General features: G+C 74.1%; 15 protein-coding genes. 5 read left to right on the top strand and 10 right to left on the bottom strand.

Going from position 1 to position 15,693, the window contains the following annotated elements:
* Positions 1-162: 162 nt before the first annotated feature.
* Together ABZ716_RS05955 and ABZ716_RS05950 are read right to left on the bottom strand one after the other, a co-directional pair.
* A complete protein-coding gene (locus tag ABZ716_RS05955) occupies positions 163-1,938 on the bottom strand; it encodes a S8 family serine peptidase (RefSeq protein ID WP_358957092.1) in 1,776 nt (591 codons plus the stop codon).
* A 445-nt stretch (positions 1,939-2,383) separates the two neighbouring features.
* Positions 2,384-3,130, bottom strand: a complete 747-nt coding sequence (locus tag ABZ716_RS05950) for a DUF1838 family protein (protein ID WP_358956893.1) — start codon at positions 3,128-3,130, stop codon at positions 2,384-2,386.
* A gap of 161 nt (positions 3,131-3,291) precedes the next feature.
* Here ABZ716_RS05950 and ABZ716_RS05945 point away from each other — a divergent pair, with 161 nt between their 5' ends.
* From ABZ716_RS05945 to ABZ716_RS05935, 3 genes are all read left to right on the top strand, one after another.
* Positions 3,292-4,278, top strand: coding sequence for a DUF1996 domain-containing protein (locus ABZ716_RS05945; protein WP_358812650.1), 987 nt, complete (start codon positions 3,292-3,294; stop codon positions 4,276-4,278).
* Positions 4,279-4,396: 118 nt separating this feature from the next.
* A complete protein-coding gene (locus tag ABZ716_RS05940) occupies positions 4,397-5,020 on the top strand; it encodes a sigma-70 family RNA polymerase sigma factor (RefSeq protein WP_358812651.1) in 624 nt (207 codons plus the stop codon).
* Positions 5,017-5,742 carry a zf-HC2 domain-containing protein gene (locus ABZ716_RS05935; RefSeq protein ID WP_358812652.1) on the top strand — a complete coding sequence of 242 codons (726 nt, stop codon included), beginning with the start codon at positions 5,017-5,019 and terminating at the stop codon, positions 5,740-5,742. Before ABZ716_RS05940 ends, ABZ716_RS05935 begins: the two co-directional genes overlap by 4 nt.
* Positions 5,743-5,778: 36 nt before the next feature.
* Here ABZ716_RS05935 and ABZ716_RS05930 read toward each other — a convergent pair whose 3' ends face one another.
* The 8 genes from ABZ716_RS05930 to ABZ716_RS05895 form a co-directional block, all read right to left on the bottom strand.
* Positions 5,779-6,951, bottom strand: a complete 1,173-nt coding sequence (locus ABZ716_RS05930) for an alpha/beta hydrolase (RefSeq protein WP_358956890.1) — start codon at positions 6,949-6,951, stop codon at positions 5,779-5,781.
* Between the two features lie 457 nt (positions 6,952-7,408).
* Complete coding sequence (locus ABZ716_RS05925; protein ID WP_355966290.1) at positions 7,409-8,140, bottom strand: hypothetical protein; 732 nt, start codon at positions 8,138-8,140, stop codon at positions 7,409-7,411.
* 54 nt (positions 8,141-8,194) lie between these two features.
* Complete coding sequence (locus tag ABZ716_RS05920; protein WP_358956888.1) at positions 8,195-9,445, bottom strand: cytochrome P450; 1,251 nt, start codon at positions 9,443-9,445, stop codon at positions 8,195-8,197.
* Positions 9,442-10,671: a cytochrome P450 gene (locus ABZ716_RS05915; RefSeq protein WP_358812655.1), complete on the bottom strand. Its 1,230-nt coding sequence runs from the start codon at positions 10,669-10,671 to the stop codon at positions 9,442-9,444. Before ABZ716_RS05915 ends, ABZ716_RS05920 begins: the two co-directional genes overlap by 4 nt.
* 48 nt (positions 10,672-10,719) lie before the next feature.
* On the bottom strand, positions 10,720-11,337 hold the full coding sequence (locus tag ABZ716_RS05910; RefSeq protein ID WP_351890836.1) for an ATP/GTP-binding protein: 618 nt from the start codon (positions 11,335-11,337) through the stop codon (positions 10,720-10,722).
* Entirely contained in the window at positions 11,318-11,674 is a 357-nt protein-coding gene (locus ABZ716_RS05905) for a DUF742 domain-containing protein (protein ID WP_358812656.1), read from the bottom strand. Before ABZ716_RS05905 ends, ABZ716_RS05910 begins: the two co-directional genes overlap by 20 nt.
* Positions 11,671-12,072, bottom strand: a complete 402-nt coding sequence (locus ABZ716_RS05900) for a roadblock/LC7 domain-containing protein (protein ID WP_351890831.1) — start codon at positions 12,070-12,072, stop codon at positions 11,671-11,673. Before ABZ716_RS05900 ends, ABZ716_RS05905 begins: the two co-directional genes overlap by 4 nt.
* Positions 12,069-13,709 carry an ATP-binding protein gene (locus tag ABZ716_RS05895; protein WP_358812657.1) on the bottom strand — a complete coding sequence of 547 codons (1,641 nt, stop codon included), beginning with the start codon at positions 13,707-13,709 and terminating at the stop codon, positions 12,069-12,071. The genes ABZ716_RS05900 and ABZ716_RS05895 overlap by 4 nt, the downstream gene beginning before the upstream one ends.
* Positions 13,710-13,943: 234 nt before the next feature.
* On the opposite strand from ABZ716_RS05895, the gene ABZ716_RS05890 reads away from it, so the two are divergent.
* Positions 13,944-14,852: a hypothetical protein gene (locus ABZ716_RS05890; protein WP_358812658.1), complete on the top strand. Its 909-nt coding sequence runs from the start codon at positions 13,944-13,946 to the stop codon at positions 14,850-14,852.
* Complete coding sequence (locus ABZ716_RS05885) at positions 14,849-15,637, top strand: alpha-L-glutamate ligase (protein WP_358956885.1); 789 nt, start codon at positions 14,849-14,851, stop codon at positions 15,635-15,637. The genes ABZ716_RS05890 and ABZ716_RS05885 overlap by 4 nt, the downstream gene beginning before the upstream one ends.
* Positions 15,638-15,693: the final 56 nt, after the last annotated feature.

The following is a 15,693-nucleotide window of genomic DNA, read 5'->3' as shown; positions in this document are numbered from 1 at the left end:
GAATTCAGTCGGGTGACAGAAATGTCCCGCGGACCTGCCGGTACGGGAGGTATCGGCAGGTCCGCGGGGTGGGTTGGTCCGGACTATCACCCCGTCAGGCCGGAGGTGGGGGACTCCGGCGGGGGCCCGGACCGGGGGGTGTGGCGTGGGGGCCGGCGGGGATCAGAAGCCGAGGCTCCAGGAGTCGATCTTTCCGGTGTCGCCGCCGGCGTTGTCGTTCACGCGCAGCTTCCAGGTGCCGTTCGCCACCTCGGAGGAGGCGTCGACGGTGTAGGTCTGGTTGATGTTGTCGGTGCTGCCGCCGGCGCGGTTGTGGAGGGTGTAGACGGTGCCGTCGGGCGCGACCAGGTCGACCTTGAGGTCACCGATGTAGGTGTGGACGATGTTCACGCCGACCTTGAGGGTGGCCGGGGCGTTTCCGGTGACGCCGGAGACGGTGAGGGGGCTCTCCACCGTGCTGTTGTCCGCGATGGCGTAGTCCGCGGTGTTCTCGAAGAACGGCGTGGCGGGGGTGGAGGTCACCGCGTTGACGGTCGCGGCGGCGTCGGCGAGGCCGGCGCCGCAGCCGCCGGTGCAGGTTCCGGCCAGGGGTCGGGCGTTCGCCTTGATGGCGGCCTCGACCTGCGCCGGGGTGAGGGAGGGCTTGGCGGCCACGAGGAGCGCGGCGAGGCCCGCGATGTGCGGGGCGGCCATGCTGGTGCCCTGGTACGGCTTGTAGATCTCCGCGCCGGGGGTGGTGGCGCCGTCGTTCAGGGTGGAGAGGATGCCGTTCTCGGGCGTGGTGACGGTCCCGGGCGTGTCGGTGGCGCGGCGGGTCTCGCCGCCGGGGGCGGAGACGTCCACCTTGGCGCCGTAGTTGGAGTAGAAGGAGCGGTCGCCGGTGCGGTTGGTGGCGGCCACGGTGATGACGTTGTTGCAGCTGGCCGGCGTGAAGGAGCTCGCGTCGGCGTTGCTGTTGCCGGCGGCCACGACGACGGTGGTGCCGCGGGCGACGGCCGCGTTGATGGCGTTCTGGTAGCTGGAGGTGCAGGTGCCGGAGCCGCCGAGGCTCATGTTGATGACCTTGGCGGGGGTGGGGTTCGCCGGGACGCCCGCGACGGTGCCGCCGGAGGCCCAGGTGATGGCGTCGACGATGTCCGAGGTGGCGCCGCCGCACTTGCCGAGGACGCGGACCGGCTGGATCTTGGCGTTGTAGGCGATGCCCGCGACGCCCTTGCCGTTGTTGGTGGCGGCGGCGATGGTGCCGGCCACGTGGGTGCCGTGCCAGGAGGAGCCGCTGGCCTTGGAGCCGGTGCCGCACTCGTCGGCGGCGCTCCAGTCGCCCTGGTCGGCCGGGTTGTTGTCGCGGCCGTTGCCGTCGCGGGCGGCGGTGGAGTCGGAGATGAAGTCGTAGCCGGGGACGATGTTGGGGGCCACGTCCGAGTGGGCCACGTAGCCGGTGTCGATCACGGCGACGGTGACGCCGGAACCGGTGGTCTTGTTCCAGGCGGCGGGGACGTTCATACCGGCGGTGGGCTCGAAGAGGTCCCACTGCTTGGCGTACTCGGTGTCGTCCGGGGTGGCCATGGCGTAGGCGCGGGAGTCGGGCTCGACGTAGGCGACGTCCGGGTCGGCGCGGAACTGGGCCATCACGGCCGCGGCGTCGGCCGGGGCGGTCGCACCGCCCAGGCCGACGAGCGCGGCGCCGGTGCCCAGACGGCGGTCGAACGTGGCCTTCTTGCCGGCCTTCTTGCCCTTGGCGGTGGCGTCGGCGGCGGCCGCGGTGTTGGAGGCGGCCTCCGGAGCGGAGGACTTGTAGCCGACGATCAGGTTCTCGACCGGCGCGGCGGCGGGGGCGGCGGGGGCGCCCGAGGCCGGGAGGGCGTGGGAGCCCGGGTCGCTCGGCGGGGTCACGGCCACCGCGGCGGTGGCGGAGCCGGCGAGCAGGGTGACGGACATGGCCACGACGGATATGAGCCGTCGACGGGGTGCGTGCACGGTGTTCCCCTTACGGGCCGGTTCCGGGCAGGCCGGAGCGGCCGCTGTGTGCGGTGTGGGAGGCGGAACGGCGCGCCGCGGGGCCGGGAGGGCTGGTCGAACCGCCCCGGCCGCCGCCGCGCGAAGTCACCCGGCCGCAACGGCGGGGCTGGGTGACTCGTGTACCGGCGGTCCGCGCCACCCGCGCTCGGCTTCACACCATGTGGGGTTGGTGCGGGGGCAGTTCGGGGGTGCGGGAGACCGCCGGTGGGCAGACAGTAGGCAACGGGGGGATGAACCCGATACAGGGAAAACCCTTGTCCGGACCCTGCGCCATCCTGTGGGGTCCCTGTGCAACACCTGTGCAACACGCACGCAACACGCACGTGATCATCACCGCCCCGGGGGCCCCGGGGCGGCCGGCGGGCTACCGCGCCTCGGCGCGCGGGTGGAGGGCGCGGAAGTACGTCCAGCTGGTCTCGTTCGGCTCGGTCCACTTCTCGGGGGCCCGGGCGAACTCGGGGTGGCGGCCGGCGATGTAGGCGCGGGTGCGCTCGGGGACCTCGGCGTAGGAGCCGAGCTTGGCGCCCCGGCAGTGGAAGGTGAGGCCGCCGGGGCGCTGCCCCTGTTCCATCCAGGGCAGCCAGGGGGACATCCGCGTCCAGGACATGGCCGCCGGGACGCTCGGCGCCCCGCCGGCGAGGGCGGCGGCGGGGGTGAAGAACTGGAAGAGCTCCAGGGCCCTGTAGGTGTCGTCGGCGGAGTTCAGCGGATAGTCCGCCACGGGCAGCGGGGAGGGGTAGGCGAGCGGGATCTCCAGGCTGAAGCAGACCTGGTCGCCGAGTTCGGTCCGCGGGACGGGGAAGGGCCGCAGGCGCAGGTTCGCCGGGTCGTTCCAGACGTGGACCACGGGCTTCTCCTGCCAGGTCTCCAGGATCTCCCGGGTGACGGGGTCGAGGTAGAAGGCGGCCTCACGGGAGAGCATCCGGTAGCCGCCGCCCTCCTCCTCGGACACGAGGCGGGAGACGTTGACCCCTTCGAAGCCGAACAGGTGCCGGTAGGGCTCGCCGGGGGCCCACGCGTGGACGTCGCCGCTCCACCAGTAGGTGACCTCTTCTCCGTCGAGGGAGGCACGGGTGCGGGCGAAGTCGCGCAGCAGGTCGTCCGGTGTCATACGGAGAACTCTGGCCGGACGGGATCCGGCCGGGCAAGCGGCCCGCGCGCCAACTCCCGTACTCCGGTTCACGCCTGCCCCGACACCTACGAGCGGGCCGGGCGCCCCTCGTAGGGTCGCCCGGTTGACGGTTGTACGAGCGACCGGCGACCGTGACGGCCATGGGGAACCCCTTGGGGAAGGAACACCGGCTTCCGCTGCTGCTCGCCTGCCTGGTGCTGGGCCTCGGGCTGACCGCTGCCGTCCTGGGCGCCACACGGGCGGCGGCCCCCGCCTCCGTCGCGGGCCCGTACGTGGACCTGCGCCGGGTACCGCCCGGTCCGGCGGAACCGGCGCCCGGGCCGGGGGCCTCCACCGGCCGGGTGACGGTGGAGTGCGGGCGCAACGAGGAGGGGCACTGGAACGAGGACAACCTGGTGGTCTCGCCGGGGCTGCGGGCGGGCGCCCACCACACGCACGCGTACGTGGGGAACCTGTCCACGGACGCCCTGTCGACGGACGCCTCGCTGGCCGGGGCCGCCACCAGCTGCGCGGGCGGCGACCGCTCCACGTACTACTGGCCGGTGCTGCGCCGCACGGACCGGCCCGGGAGCGGCCCGCACGAGGGGGCCGCCGGGCACGGCAACGCGGGCGAGATCCTGCGGGAGGTCTCGGTGCGGGTGGAGTTCCGGGGCAGTCCGGTGAGCCGGGTGGTGGCGATGCCCCGGTTCCTGCGGGCGATCACCGGTGACGCCGTCGCCTACACGGCGGGCGGGGGCGCCGGGGTGCGGGCCCGCTGGGGCTGTTCCGGGCTGCCGGACCGGTCCACGACCGGCTACCCGCGCTGCCCGGCGGGTCAACTGCTCACCCGTACGCTGGTCTTCCCCAGCTGCTGGAACGGGCTGGACACCGCCACCCCGGACCACCGCTCCCACCTGCGGTTCCCCTCCGCCGACGGGGTCTGCCCGCAGGGCACCTTCCCGGTGCCGGAGCTGCGCCTGTCGCTGGCGTACGCGGTGGCGCCGGGGGTGCCGCTGGCGCTGGACTCCTTCCCCGAGCAGCGGCACAGCCCGCTCACCGACCACGCGATGTTCGTGGACGTGATGACGGACGAGCGGATGGGCGAGGTCGTCGCCTGCCTCAACGAGGGCCGCGACTGCCGGACGTGAGCCGAGTGACCCAGGTCACATGAACCGGCGCCGCCGCCAGGGCGTGTACGTACCGCACCAGGGACCGCACCCCTGGACACCGCACCCCTGAACCACCTCAAGCGGACGGAGAGCGTGAATGGCCGGACCACTGTGGCCCCGCGCGCGGCGGGGCTCGACCGACGAGGCGCTGATCAGGGCGGTGTACGAGGAACACGGCAACGCCCTGCTCGCGTACGCCACCCGGCTCACCGGCGACCGGGCCGCCGCGGAGGACGTCGTCCAGGAGACCCTGATCCGTGCCTGGCGGCATTCCGAGGCGCTGGTCAACGGCAAGGGCTCGGTACGCGGCTGGCTGCTCACGGTGGCCCGGAACATCATCACCGACCGGTACCGGGCCAGGGCGGCCCGGCCGGCGGAGGTCTCCGGCTCGGCGGCCGCCCCCGTGGCGGAGGGCGACCACGCGGAGTCCGTGGTGGACACGATGACCGTCCTGGGGGCCCTGGACCGGCTCTCACCGGAGCACCGCGACGTGCTCACGGAGCTGTACTACCGCCAGCACAGCGTGGCCGAGGCCGCCGACCGCCTGGGCATCCCGGCGGGCACGGTCAAATCGCGCTCCCACTACGCGCTCAAGGCCCTGCGCGCGGTGTTCGCGGACGGCGGCTCCGACGGGTCCGGCGCGTCCGCCGGGCCCGGCACCAACAGACGATCAGGCCGGCCGCCCCAGCAGCCCGGCGGACTGCGGGAGGTGGTGGCGTGAACGCGCCTCGGCACGAGGAGGAACTGCTCGGACCGTACGTGCTCGGCGTCCTGGAACAGGAGGACGTACGGCGCGTCGAGGAGCACGTCGGCGACTGCGCGGGGTGCCGGGAGGAGGTGGCGGCGTTGCGCGAGATGGAGAGCGTCCTGGGCGAGGTGCCCGAGGAGGCGTTCCTCGACGGGCCCCCGCAGGGCGGTGACCTGCTGCTCCAGCGGACCCTGCGGCAGGTGCGCGGTGAACGGGCCGCGCGGGCCCGGTGGCGGGGCGCGGTGGCGGGCCTGGCGGCGGCCGCCTCGCTGGCGGCGGTGTTCTGGGCCGGGGCGCGGCTGGGCGGGGACGCGGCGGGCACCGCCGCGCTGCCCCCGCCGCCGTCGCCGGGCGTGTCGGCCGCGCCGTCACCGCCGCCCGCGGGGACCCGGGTGGCCTCGGCGACCGATCCGGGGACCGGGGCGCGGCTGACCGTGCAGGTGACCCCGGCGGCGCGGTGGGTGCGGGTGCACGCGGCGGTGACGGGGGTGCCGGCGGGCGAGCGGTGCCGTCTGGTGGTGGTCTCCCGGGACGGTACGCGGTCCACGGCGGGCGGCTGGGTCGTGGGTACGGCGGAGCACGGCGAGGGCAAGGGAGCGGCCCTGGACGGCTCGGCGGCCGTGGACCCGGCGGATGTCCGGGCGGTGCTGGTGGAGAGCGAGTCGGGGCGGACGTTCGTGTCCGTGCCGGTATGAGGCCGGGCCCCGCGCGAGCGGGGCCCGTGGGGGCCGTCAGGGGGTGTGGAAGCGGACCTCGGGGGCCTCGGCGCGGGGGCCGTCCAGGACGGGTGCCGGCTTCCCCTTGAGGTGCCGGTCGAAGAAGGCGGCGAGGTAGGTCCGGGTCAGCTCGGCCGCGCGGGGGCCGGAGGTCGGCGCCTCGGGGTGGGGCAGGCCGAGCTGGTCGCGGATGGCGGGGAAGTCGGTGGCACCGAAGTGGTCGGTGCCGTCGACGGTGATCCAGCGCTTCCAGCCGTCGAGGTGCGGCCACGTCCTGCCCCAGTCGCCGTTCGACTGCCCCCCGGGCGCGCTGGCTGCGGAGCCGAACAGCAGGAAGGGACGGCCCGCGATCCCGGCGGGCGGGTAGGGGTCGGGCAGGCCCCCGTCCAGGTCGGCGCCCGCGCGGATCCGGGGGTCGGCGGCCATGGCGGGCAGGGCGGAGGCGCCGCCGATCGAGTGCCCGCCCATGGCGATGCGGCCGGGGTCGATGAGCCCCGCGTGCCGCCAGGCGGGGTGACGGCCGGTGAGGCGGTCCAGCAGGAAGGAGACGTCCGCGGACCGGGTCCGGGTGACGGCCTCGTGGCCGCCCGGGCGCTCCATCGGCTCGCAGGCCAGGCAGGTGAGGACGCGTCTGCCCGGGAAGGCGGTGGCGTCGCTTTCGTACGCGTGGTCGACGGCGGCGACGACGTAGCCGCGCGAGGCCAGGTCCTCGGCGAGCGAGGTGAGGGTGGCGCGGGGCACGGTGAAGCCGGGCGAGAGCACGATCAGCGGGTACCGGCCCTGGACCGGGCGGGCACCGACCCGGGCATGGGTGCGGGTGGCCGCGAGGACAGCGGGGTCGACGAGCTGGTCGAGGCCCCTCCGGACGAGGATCGGCAGCGCCTCCTCGGTGCTCAGATAGTGCGCCGGGGCGCGGCCGGTGCCGCGCTGCGCGGGATAGCGCAGGGTGACCATCAGCTCGCGCGGGCCGCTGTGGGCCCAGGGGTCGGTGCGGCTTCGGTCGGTGAGGTGCAGGTCCTCCGAGCCGACGGCGAAACGTCCGGTGGGGGCCGGGAGTTCGGGCCCGGTGACACGGGCGTCGACGGCGGCCGCGGGCGCGGCGGAGGCGGCGGAGGCCGCGAGGAGCGGGACCGGGAGCAGCAGGGCGAGTAAGGCAGCGGCGGCCGCGGTACGGCGTGTGGTGATCATGACGGGGAGCCTAGGCGGGCGGCCGGGGCGGTTCGTCGGTACGGAGGCGGACGCCTGCTCCTCCTGCGGTCGCAGCGGGCGTCACCGAGAAGTCGTACGGCGCGCCGCCGACCGGTCTTCAAAACGGTGACGGGGCCCGGGAATATGTCCAATTCCCGGGCCCCTGCGTGCCACCCAATTGCGCACACCGGCGGCGTTTAAGGGAGGGGATCATCCTGAGGCCGACGTGTTCTGCCTTTGAACTACCGCGCCGCGAAGAGGCGCAGGAGGGACTTGAACCCCCATCCGTCGGTGATCGTCCCCGCCCGGTCGGTCCGGTGTTCGGCGGCGAATGCTGAGACTGGAGCGATAGTCTGAGATTCAAGGGGCCGCGCTCGGGCCGCCCCTGTTCAGCTTCAACATCAGTTTCAGCTTGCGCTCTCGCGCACCCCCTGCGCTACAGGGGGCGTTCCGGAGGCTACCTGAACAGGTAGCCGAATACCGCGTCGCCCACCCGCTGGTCGGTGACCTCGGCGCCGTTGGCCTCCTCGCGGGCGAACTTCACGGCCTGCTGGAGCCGTTCCACCCGGTCGAGGAGCTCGTTGACCCGGCGGGCGGGCAGGGCGCCCGAGAACTTCACGGTCGTCCAGTAGCCGACCGCGACGTCCTCGTAGTACACCTCGACCTGCGCCGGGTGCTTGTCGGTGGCCTCGGCCTTGACGTGGTTGCGCGGCACCTTCTTGGTACGGATGGTGCGCACGGGTTCCGTCTTCCAGGAGTCCGTGGAGGGGTCGAGGTTCCAGGACTCCGAGGCGTCCAGGACCGGCAGCTTGCGCACGAAGGCGTGCAGGTCGGTCAGCTGCTTCTCCAGGAAGAGCAGGTAGGGCACCGGCACCTGGGCGAGCAGCACGGTGCCGTCGACGACCACGTCCGCGGCGGCGCTGCGGTTCGCCCAGTCCTTGGTCGCCGTCACGTCGAACAGCCGGGTGAGGGTGGTGGCCGTCGCGCGCAGTACGTCCTCCGCCTTGACCTGGACCCGGGTGGACTCGGGCGGCAGCTGTTCGCCCTCCTCGTCCTTGGGCTGGTAGGTACGCGAGATGCCGGCCAGCAGGGCGGGCTTCTGCACGTCGTGGTGAGCCTGCGAAAGCTCCTGGAGGGACTTGGACTTGACGCCCTTTTCGACTGCGATGATCTGATTCAGCTTCGGCACGTGAGCAACCTACCAACCGCTCGGGTACACATCTATTCGATTTTTCCGCGCAGGTCAGGGGTGCAGGCGCACCTGGAGGTCGAACAGGTCGTTCTGGGTGAGGACCGGCTTGTTGCGCAGCTCCTGGGCCGGTACGGCCAGCGACAGCCGCGGGAAGCGGGCGTAGAGCGCCGGGAGGGCCACGCCGGCCTCCAGGCGGGAGAGCGCCGCGCCCGGGCAGACGTGGGGGCCGTGGCCGAAGGAGATGTGCCGGTTCGGGGAGCGGGTGACGTCGAAGGCGCCGGCGTTCTGCCCGTGCTGGGCCTCGTCGCGGCCGAGGGCGCCGAAGGAGACGATCAGGCCCTCGCCCTTCGGCAGGATCCGGTCTCCGACCTCGATGTCCTCGGTGGCGAAGCGGATGAGGACGTGCGAGGTGGGGGTGGCCCAGCGCAGGGTCTCCTCGATGACGTTCTCCCAGGGGACCTCCCCCGCGAGGACCAGGGCCCGCTGCTCGGGGTGGGTCTCCAGGGCGACGACGGCGTTGACGATCAGGCTGATCGTGGTCTCGTGGCCGGCGGCGACCATCAGCTGGAGGGTGTTGGTGATCTCCTCGGTGCTGAGGCGGTCCCCGTCCTCGGAGGCGGCGATGAGCGCGCTGGTGAGGTCGTCGCCGGGGTTCTCGCGCTTGGCCTCCACGATGCGGGAGAAGAGCGCGCCGAGGTCCGCCATCATCTGCGGGACCTCCTCCGGCGGGGTCTGGGTGGAGAAGAACTTCTCGAAGAGGGCCTTCATCCGGGGGTGTTCGGCGGGGTCGACGCCCATCAGGTCGCTGATGACCCGCATCGGCAGCGGGTAGGCGAAGGCCGCCTTGAGGTCCACGGTCTCCCCGGCGGGCAGGGCGGCCAGCCGGTCGAGGGCCTCGGTGGTGAGGGCCTCGATGCCGGCGCGCAGCCTCTCCACGCGGCGGGCGGTGAGGGCCTGGGCGACGAGGGTGCGCAGGCGGCGGTGCTCGTCGCCGTCGACGGTCAGCATGGAGCGGCCGGGGTTGGCGAGGCCGATCAGCGGCCAGTCCAGGGGTATCTCCCCGCGCTGCCAGGCGCCCCAGACCCCGATGTCCTTGACGACCCGGGGGTCGGTGAGCAGGGCGCGGGCCTCGGCGTGGTGGGTGACGGCGTAGACGCCGACGCCGCCGGGCAGGACGACGCGGGCCAGCGGGCCGGCGGCGCGCAGGGCGGCGCTCTCGGCGTCGAGGTCGGCGACGAAGGGGTCGAGGGTGATCGGGGCGGCGGCCGCGGCGGCGCCGGTGTGGTCGATCGGGCAGCTCATCGGGTGGCTCCAAGCGCGGGGGTCGGGGTGTAGGTCACGGGGAGCGCGGTCAGACCGCGCAGCCAGGGCGAGGGGCGGCGGGTCAGTGCGTCGGCCGGTCCGGCGAGGTCGACGTCGGGGAGCCGGTCGAGGAGGACCTCGATGCCGGTCCGGGCGATGACCTCGGCGACCTCCTGGGCCGGGAAGGGGCAGCGGTGCTCGCCGTGGCCGAAGGAGAAGAACGCGTTGTTCCCGCCGGTGAGGGCGCCCGCGTCGGTGCGCACGTGCGGGTCGGCGTTGGCGGCGGCGAGGCCCAGCAGGACCAGGTCGCCGCGGGCGATGGCGCGGCCGCCCAGCTTGGTGTCGCGGCTGGTCCAGCGGCCGGCGACGTTCTGGGTCGGGGTGTCCTCCCAGAGCACCTCGTTCATGGCCTCGCCGACGCTGTGGCGGCCGCCGGCGAGGGAGGCGGCGAAGCGGTCGTCGGTGAGCATCAGGCGCAGGGAGTTGCCGATCCAGTCGGCGGTGGGCTGGTGTCCGGCGGCCATCATCACCATCAGGTCCTGGGCGACCTCGTCGAGGGTGAACCCGGCGGTGTTGGCGAGCATCCGGGAGGCGACGTCGGGGCCGGGGTTCTGCGCCTTGGCGGCGAGCAGCGCGTACATGGACTCACCGAGGTGGCGCTGGCCGTCCAGGGCGCCCTCCCGGCCGTTGATCATGTCGTTCATGGCGGTGACGAGGCCGGGGCCCTGCTCGTCGGAGAAGCCGTAGATCCGGGCGAGGACGCGCAGTGGCAGCAGCATGGCGTACTCGCCGACGATGTCGCAGGAGCCCTTGCCGCAGAGCCCGTCGATGAGCTCGTCCGCGAAGCGTTCGGCGTGGCCCCTGAGTTCGAAGGGGTCGACGGACTCCAGGGCCTCGCTGATGACGGCGGCGCGCTCGCGGTGGCGTTCGCCGGTGGTGTAGAGGATGGAGGGCTGCTTGCGGCCGATCATCGGCAGCAGCGGCCAGTCGGCGGGGATGCGGTCCCACTGGTTCCACAGGTCGGAGTCGCGGGAGAAGAGCTGCGGGTCGCTGGTGACCTGGTGCAGTTCGCGGTAGCCGAGGACCAGCCAGGCCGGGACGTCCCCGTCGAGGACGACGGGGGCGACGGCGCCGTGGTCGCGGCGCATCTCCCGGTACAGCTCGGCGGGGTCGCTCTGGAAGCGGGGTCCGCCGAGGTAGACGGGCTGCGGCTCGGGGGTGGTCACTGCGTGGGCTCCGGGAGGGTGCGGGGGACGGGGGCTGCGGAGGTGGCGCTACGGCAGGGGCTGGAGGCGCTGGACCTGCTGGAGGTGCTGGAGGTGCCGGACGAGGGAGATGAGCACCTGCTTGCTGGACTCGCGGGAGCGGGCGTCGCAGAACAGCAGCGGGATCTCGGCCGGCAGGTCGAGGGCCGTGCGGATCTGCTCGGGGGTGTGGGCGGGCCCGCCGAAGTCGTTGCAGGCGACGACGAAGGGCGTGCCGTGGTGTTCGAGGCGGTCGATGGCGTACCAGGAGTCCGCGAGCCGCCGGGTGTCGACGAGGACCACCGCGCCCAGGGTGCCGGAGAACAGGCGGTCCCACAGGAACCAGAACCGCTCCTGGCCGGGGGCGCCGAACAGGTAGAGCACGTTGCGGGCGTCGAGCGTGATCCGGCCGAAGTCGAAGGCGACGGTGGTGGCGGTCTTGGCGGCGATGCCGTCGGTGTGGTCGACGGCCTCGCCGGCCTGGGTCATCGTCTCCTCGGTGTTCAGCGGACGGATCTCGCTGACCGAGCGGACCATGGTGGTCTTGCCGACGCCGAAGCCGCCCACGATCACGATCTTCAGACCGTTGTCGGCGGTGCTGCTGAGTGCCGGCCGGGGCGCGCCGGGGTCAGAGGTTGCGGAGTCCAACGAGCACCTGTTCCAGGAGTTCGGGGTCGGGAAGGCAGTACGTCGTGGCGCGCGGGTGCCGGGCGCTGACGCGGCCGGCGGCCAGGAGGTCGGCGAGCAGGATCCGGACGATGGACACCGGCAGGCCCAGTCCGGCCGCCAGCTCCACCACGGCCGCCGGGTAACGGCACATCCGCAGGATGGCCGCGTGCTCCGACTGCATCCCCGGTACGGGGTCGCATTCGGCGACGATCAGGGTCACCAGGTCGAAGGCGTCGCTCCCGGAGCTGCTGCGGCCGCCGGTGAGGGTGTAGAGCCGGTCCGGGTTGTCGTCCCGGCCCGGCCGGACGCGGCTCATCCCCGGGGCCTGGCGATCAGATGCTCGCTCAGCTGCTCGACCAGTTCGGACATGTTGTGGCCGACGAGTCCGGCGTCGGCGTCCTCGGCGGCGACGAGGGCGAGGTGGGCGCCTTCGCCCGCCTCGACGATGAAGAGGATGCCGCCGTAGAACTCGGCCATGGCGGAGCGGACGCCGCCGGTGCCGTCGCCGAACTCGATGGAGGCGCCGTGGGAGAGGCTCTGGATGCCGGCGGCGATGGCGGCGAGCTGGTCGGCCTGGTCGACGGAGAGCTCGGGGGTGCGGCACAGCTTGAGGCCGTCGCGGGAGAGCACGAGGGCGTGCCGGGCGCCGGGGGTGCGCTCCAGGAGCCCTTCCAGGAGCCAGCTGAGCTTCTCGTCGGTGGTGGAGCCGGTCATCTCGTGTCGCCTTCCGGGTGCGGGGGGGTCGTGGGCTGCTGCCGCGCCGGCGCGTCGCGCACGGCCTGGCGGAAGCTGCCGAAGCGGGCGGCGGACCGGGAGGCACCGCCGGGGGCGGCCTGCGTACGGGCCGCCGTGGACGCGGCGTCGGGGCCTTCGGGGTGGGCGGCGGCCAGGGTGCGGCCGCGCCGCCGCTGGGGCAGTCCGCTCTCGCCGAGCAGCGGGGTCTGGTCGGTGGATTCGGGGTCGTAGGAGCCGTCGGAGCCGCCGGGGGCGGGCTCGGGCCGGGGGCCCGGGGCGGCGGCGGGCAGCGCCAGGGGCCGCTCCGCGCCGGCGGCCGCCGGGGGCAGGGCGGGGGTGCGGGCCGGGCCGGCCGCGGGCAGCGCCGGGGTGCGGGGCGCTGCGGCCGCGGGGGCCGCCAGGAGCGCCGGGGCGGGGAGGGGTTCGGCCGGGGCGTGGCTGATCAGCTCTTCCGGGATCATCATCAGCGCGCCGGTGCCGCCGCGCGCCGAGGGGCGGAAGGAGACGGTCAGCCCGTGCTTGCGGGCGAGGCGGCCGACGACGGCCAGGCCGAGGCGGGTGCCGGAGAGCCCGGCGAGGTCCAGGGTCTCGGCGCCGACGGCCTGTTCGGCGCGGCGCAGCTGGACCTCGCTCATCACGAGGCCGCTGTCCTCGACGGTGATGACGATCCCGGCCGGCACCTCCTCCACGTAGACGTGGACCTCGGCGCTCGGCGGGGAGAAGTTCGCGGCGTTGTCGAGGAGCTCGGCGAGGGCGTGCATGACCCCTTCGGCGGCGTGCCCGGCGACGGCGGCCTCACTGGTGGAGTGCAGGCGGACGCGCTGGTAGCCGCCGATCCGGCCCATGGCGCCGCGCAGGATCGACTCCATGACGATGGGCTTGGCCCAGCGGCGGCCCGAACGGGCGCCGGTGAGGACGGCGATGGAGTCGGCGAGGCGGCCGGCCTGGGCGGTGCGGTGGTCGAGGTGCAGCAGGTCGGCGAGGACCTGCTCGTCGGCATGCCGGTGCTCCATCTCGCGCAGGTCGGCGAGCATCCCGGTGGCCAGGGCCTGCATCCGGCCCGCCGCGTTGGCGGCGGCGGCCATGGCGGCGGCCCGGCCGGACTGGGCGCGCCGCAGCTCCTCGCCGAGGCGCTCGCGGGTGGCCTGCTGGGCGGCGGCCAGGTGGTCGAGTTCGGCGGTGTGGGCGGCGGTGAGCCGGGCGGCGTCGGCGCTGCGGGCGGCCGTCAGCCGGTCGGTCTCGGCGGCGTGCTCGGCGGTGAGCCGCGCGATCTGGGCGCTGTGGTCCGCGGTGAGCCGGGAGACCTCGGCGGTGAGGCCGGCCGTCTCGCGGGCCGCGTCGGCGGTCAGCCGGGCGATGTACCCGTCGCGGGTGGCGACTTCACCTCTGAGCAGGGCCAGCTCGGCGCGCAGCTGCCGGGTGGTGCGCGCCCACCAGGTCACGGCGCAGGCGGCGACGGCCAGCAGCAGGGTCCCGAAGGCGGCGAACCAGGCCAGGGGGGCGCGGACACCGGACGGTGCCGCGGCCACCGCCGCCGCGGAGATGGTGCCCGCGGCCACGGCCGTGACCAGCAGGGCGAGCGCGGAGGGGCGGAGGGGGGAGGGCGACGCCGTCATCAATCAAAGCCTCAAAAAAGGGGCGTATATGGAAGAGAGGGTTCCTGTGGCAACGAGCCATCACTATAAGAGGATTGGTGATCGTTTAGGAAAGCCCTTGGCAAAGATCACGCTCTGTAGCGCCCACTAAGGTTGCTTCTGAAGCGGTTTCGGGGCGTTGCCATGGCATCCTGTGACGTCACAACTCGCCGGACGGGATCGGCGGCGGACGTCCGGGGAATATGGGGAAGATCCATGAGGCTCTGCTTCCTGGTGGAGGAGCACTACCGCCACGACGGCATGCCGAACGAGGTGATCCGTCAGCTCACCGCCTGGGGCCACCAGGTGGACGTGGTGCGGCCCGGCGGCTCGCTGGTGCGCATGACGGACCTGGTCCGGGCCGGCACGCATGACGCGTGGGTGCTCAAGACCGTCTCGGGAGGCCCGGGGCTGACCCTGCTGGAGGCGGCGGCCGCCGCGGGGGTGACCACCGTCAACGACGCCCGGTCGATCCGCGGGGTGCGCGACAAGGCCCTCGCCGCCGCGCTCGGCAGCGCACGGGGGCTCCCCCTGCCGCGCACGTACGCGGTGGCCCGCCCCGAACTGCTGGCGGAGATACCGGACGCCGAGTACCCGCTCGTGGTCAAGCCGGCCGACGGCAGCTCCGGCCGGGGGGTCCACCTGGTGCCCTCGCCGGACCGGCTCGCGGCGCTGCTCCCCGAACTCGCGGCCGAGGGCGTGCTCATCGCCCAGCCGTACGTCCCGAACGCCGGGACGGACATCAAGGTGTACTGCGTGGGCGGCGAACTGCACGCCACCGAGCGCTGCTCCCCCCTGCACCCCGACGCGGCCGTCCGCGAACGCCGGGTGCCGCTGCCGGCCGAGGTCGCGGACATCGCCGCCCGGGTGGGCGAGGTGTACGGGCTGGACCTGTACGGGGTGGACGTGCTGCTGGGACCCGACGGGCCGGTGGTGGTGGACGTCAACGACTTCCCGAGCTTCCGCCAGGTGCCGCAGGCCGCGGCCCGGGTCGCGGGCGCCGTCCTGGACCTGGCCCGCGCGGGCGGCCGTACGCCCGCGCCGCTGTGCCCGCCGGTCCGCCCGTACGCCCTGCCGCTGGGCATACCGGCGCAGATGGGCGCGCGGGCGGGGGACGGCGCGTGAGGATAGGGCTGATCACCCCCGACCCGGGGCATCCGCTGCTGGCGGCCGCCGCCGCGCTGCTCGGCCAGCGGCACGAGGTGGAGGTGCTGCACCCCGGGGCGGGGTCCGGCGGGGCGCTCGCCGACGTGTACCTGCTGAAGGCGCGGACCGCCGAGGCGCTGGAACTGGCCCGCGCCCTGGAGCTGCGGGGCGCTCCGGTGGTGAACTCCGCCGCCGCCACCGAGGGCTGCCAGGACCGGACGGCGATGGCCGCTCGGGCCCTGGCGGCGGGTCTGCCGTTCGCCCCCACCCGCACCTTCGCCTCGCCGGCCCGGCTGGAGTCCGCCACGGATCTGGAATGGCCGCTGGTGGTCAAGAGCCGCCACAGCCGCAAGGACGATCTGGTGGTGCGCCTGGACGGCCCCGGCGGGCTGCGGGAGCTGGCGCCGCGCTGGGCCGGGGAGCCCGTCGTCACGCAGGCGTTCGCCCCCAACAGCGGCTGGGACCACAAGCTGTGGGTCGTCGGGGACGAGGTCTTCGCCGGCCTGCGCCGCTCCGAACTCGCCGACGGCGCCGGGCAGCCGCCCAGGGGCCCGCGGGGGCTGCCCGACGGGTGGGCCGGACTGGCCCTGCGGACCGGGCGGGTCTTCGGACTGGAGGTCTACGGGGTGGACGTCATCGCCACGGAAGACGGCAGGCCCCTCATCGTCGACGTCAACGCCTTCCCCGGTATCCGGGGCCAGTCGGGCGCCCCCGAGGCCCTCGCGGCCCTGACCCTGCGCCGGGCGGCCGCGGCCGCAGGGTAGGGCGACGGCCGGGGCCGGCCGGCGAGGGCCGGGATTCAGCCGCCGGGTTCAGCCGG

The organism is Streptomyces sp. NPDC006687, from assembly GCF_040636215.1.
Classification (GTDB): Bacteria; Actinomycetota; Actinomycetes; order Streptomycetales; family Streptomycetaceae; genus Streptomyces.
The sequence above is the reverse complement of the archived record's forward strand: the minus strand, read 5'-3'. Positions and strand labels throughout refer to the sequence as shown.

Coding starts and splice junctions, on each gene's coding strand:
- ABZ716_RS05955 (WP_358957092.1), bottom strand. CDS start 1,938: ATGTCCGTCACCCTGCTCGCCGGCTCCGCCACCGCCGCGGTGGCCGTG.
- ABZ716_RS05950 (WP_358956893.1), bottom strand. CDS start 3,130: ATGACACCGGACGACCTGCTGCGCGACTTCGCCCGCACCCGTGCCTCC.
- ABZ716_RS05945 (WP_358812650.1), top strand. CDS start 3,292: ATGGGGAACCCCTTGGGGAAGGAACACCGGCTTCCGCTGCTGCTCGCC.
- ABZ716_RS05940 (WP_358812651.1), top strand. CDS start 4,397: ATGGCCGGACCACTGTGGCCCCGCGCGCGGCGGGGCTCGACCGACGAG.
- ABZ716_RS05930 (WP_358956890.1), bottom strand. CDS start 6,951: ATGATCACCACACGCCGTACCGCGGCCGCCGCTGCCTTACTCGCCCTG.
- ABZ716_RS05920 (WP_358956888.1), bottom strand. CDS start 9,445: ATGAGCTGCCCGATCGACCACACCGGCGCCGCCGCGGCCGCCGCCCCG.
- ABZ716_RS05905 (WP_358812656.1), bottom strand. CDS start 11,674: ATGAGCCGCGTCCGGCCGGGCCGGGACGACAACCCGGACCGGCTCTAC.
- ABZ716_RS05900 (WP_351890831.1), bottom strand. CDS start 12,072: ATGACCGGCTCCACCACCGACGAGAAGCTCAGCTGGCTCCTGGAAGGG.
- ABZ716_RS05895 (WP_358812657.1), bottom strand. CDS start 13,709: ATGACGGCGTCGCCCTCCCCCCTCCGCCCCTCCGCGCTCGCCCTGCTG.
- ABZ716_RS05890 (WP_358812658.1), top strand. CDS start 13,944: ATGAGGCTCTGCTTCCTGGTGGAGGAGCACTACCGCCACGACGGCATG.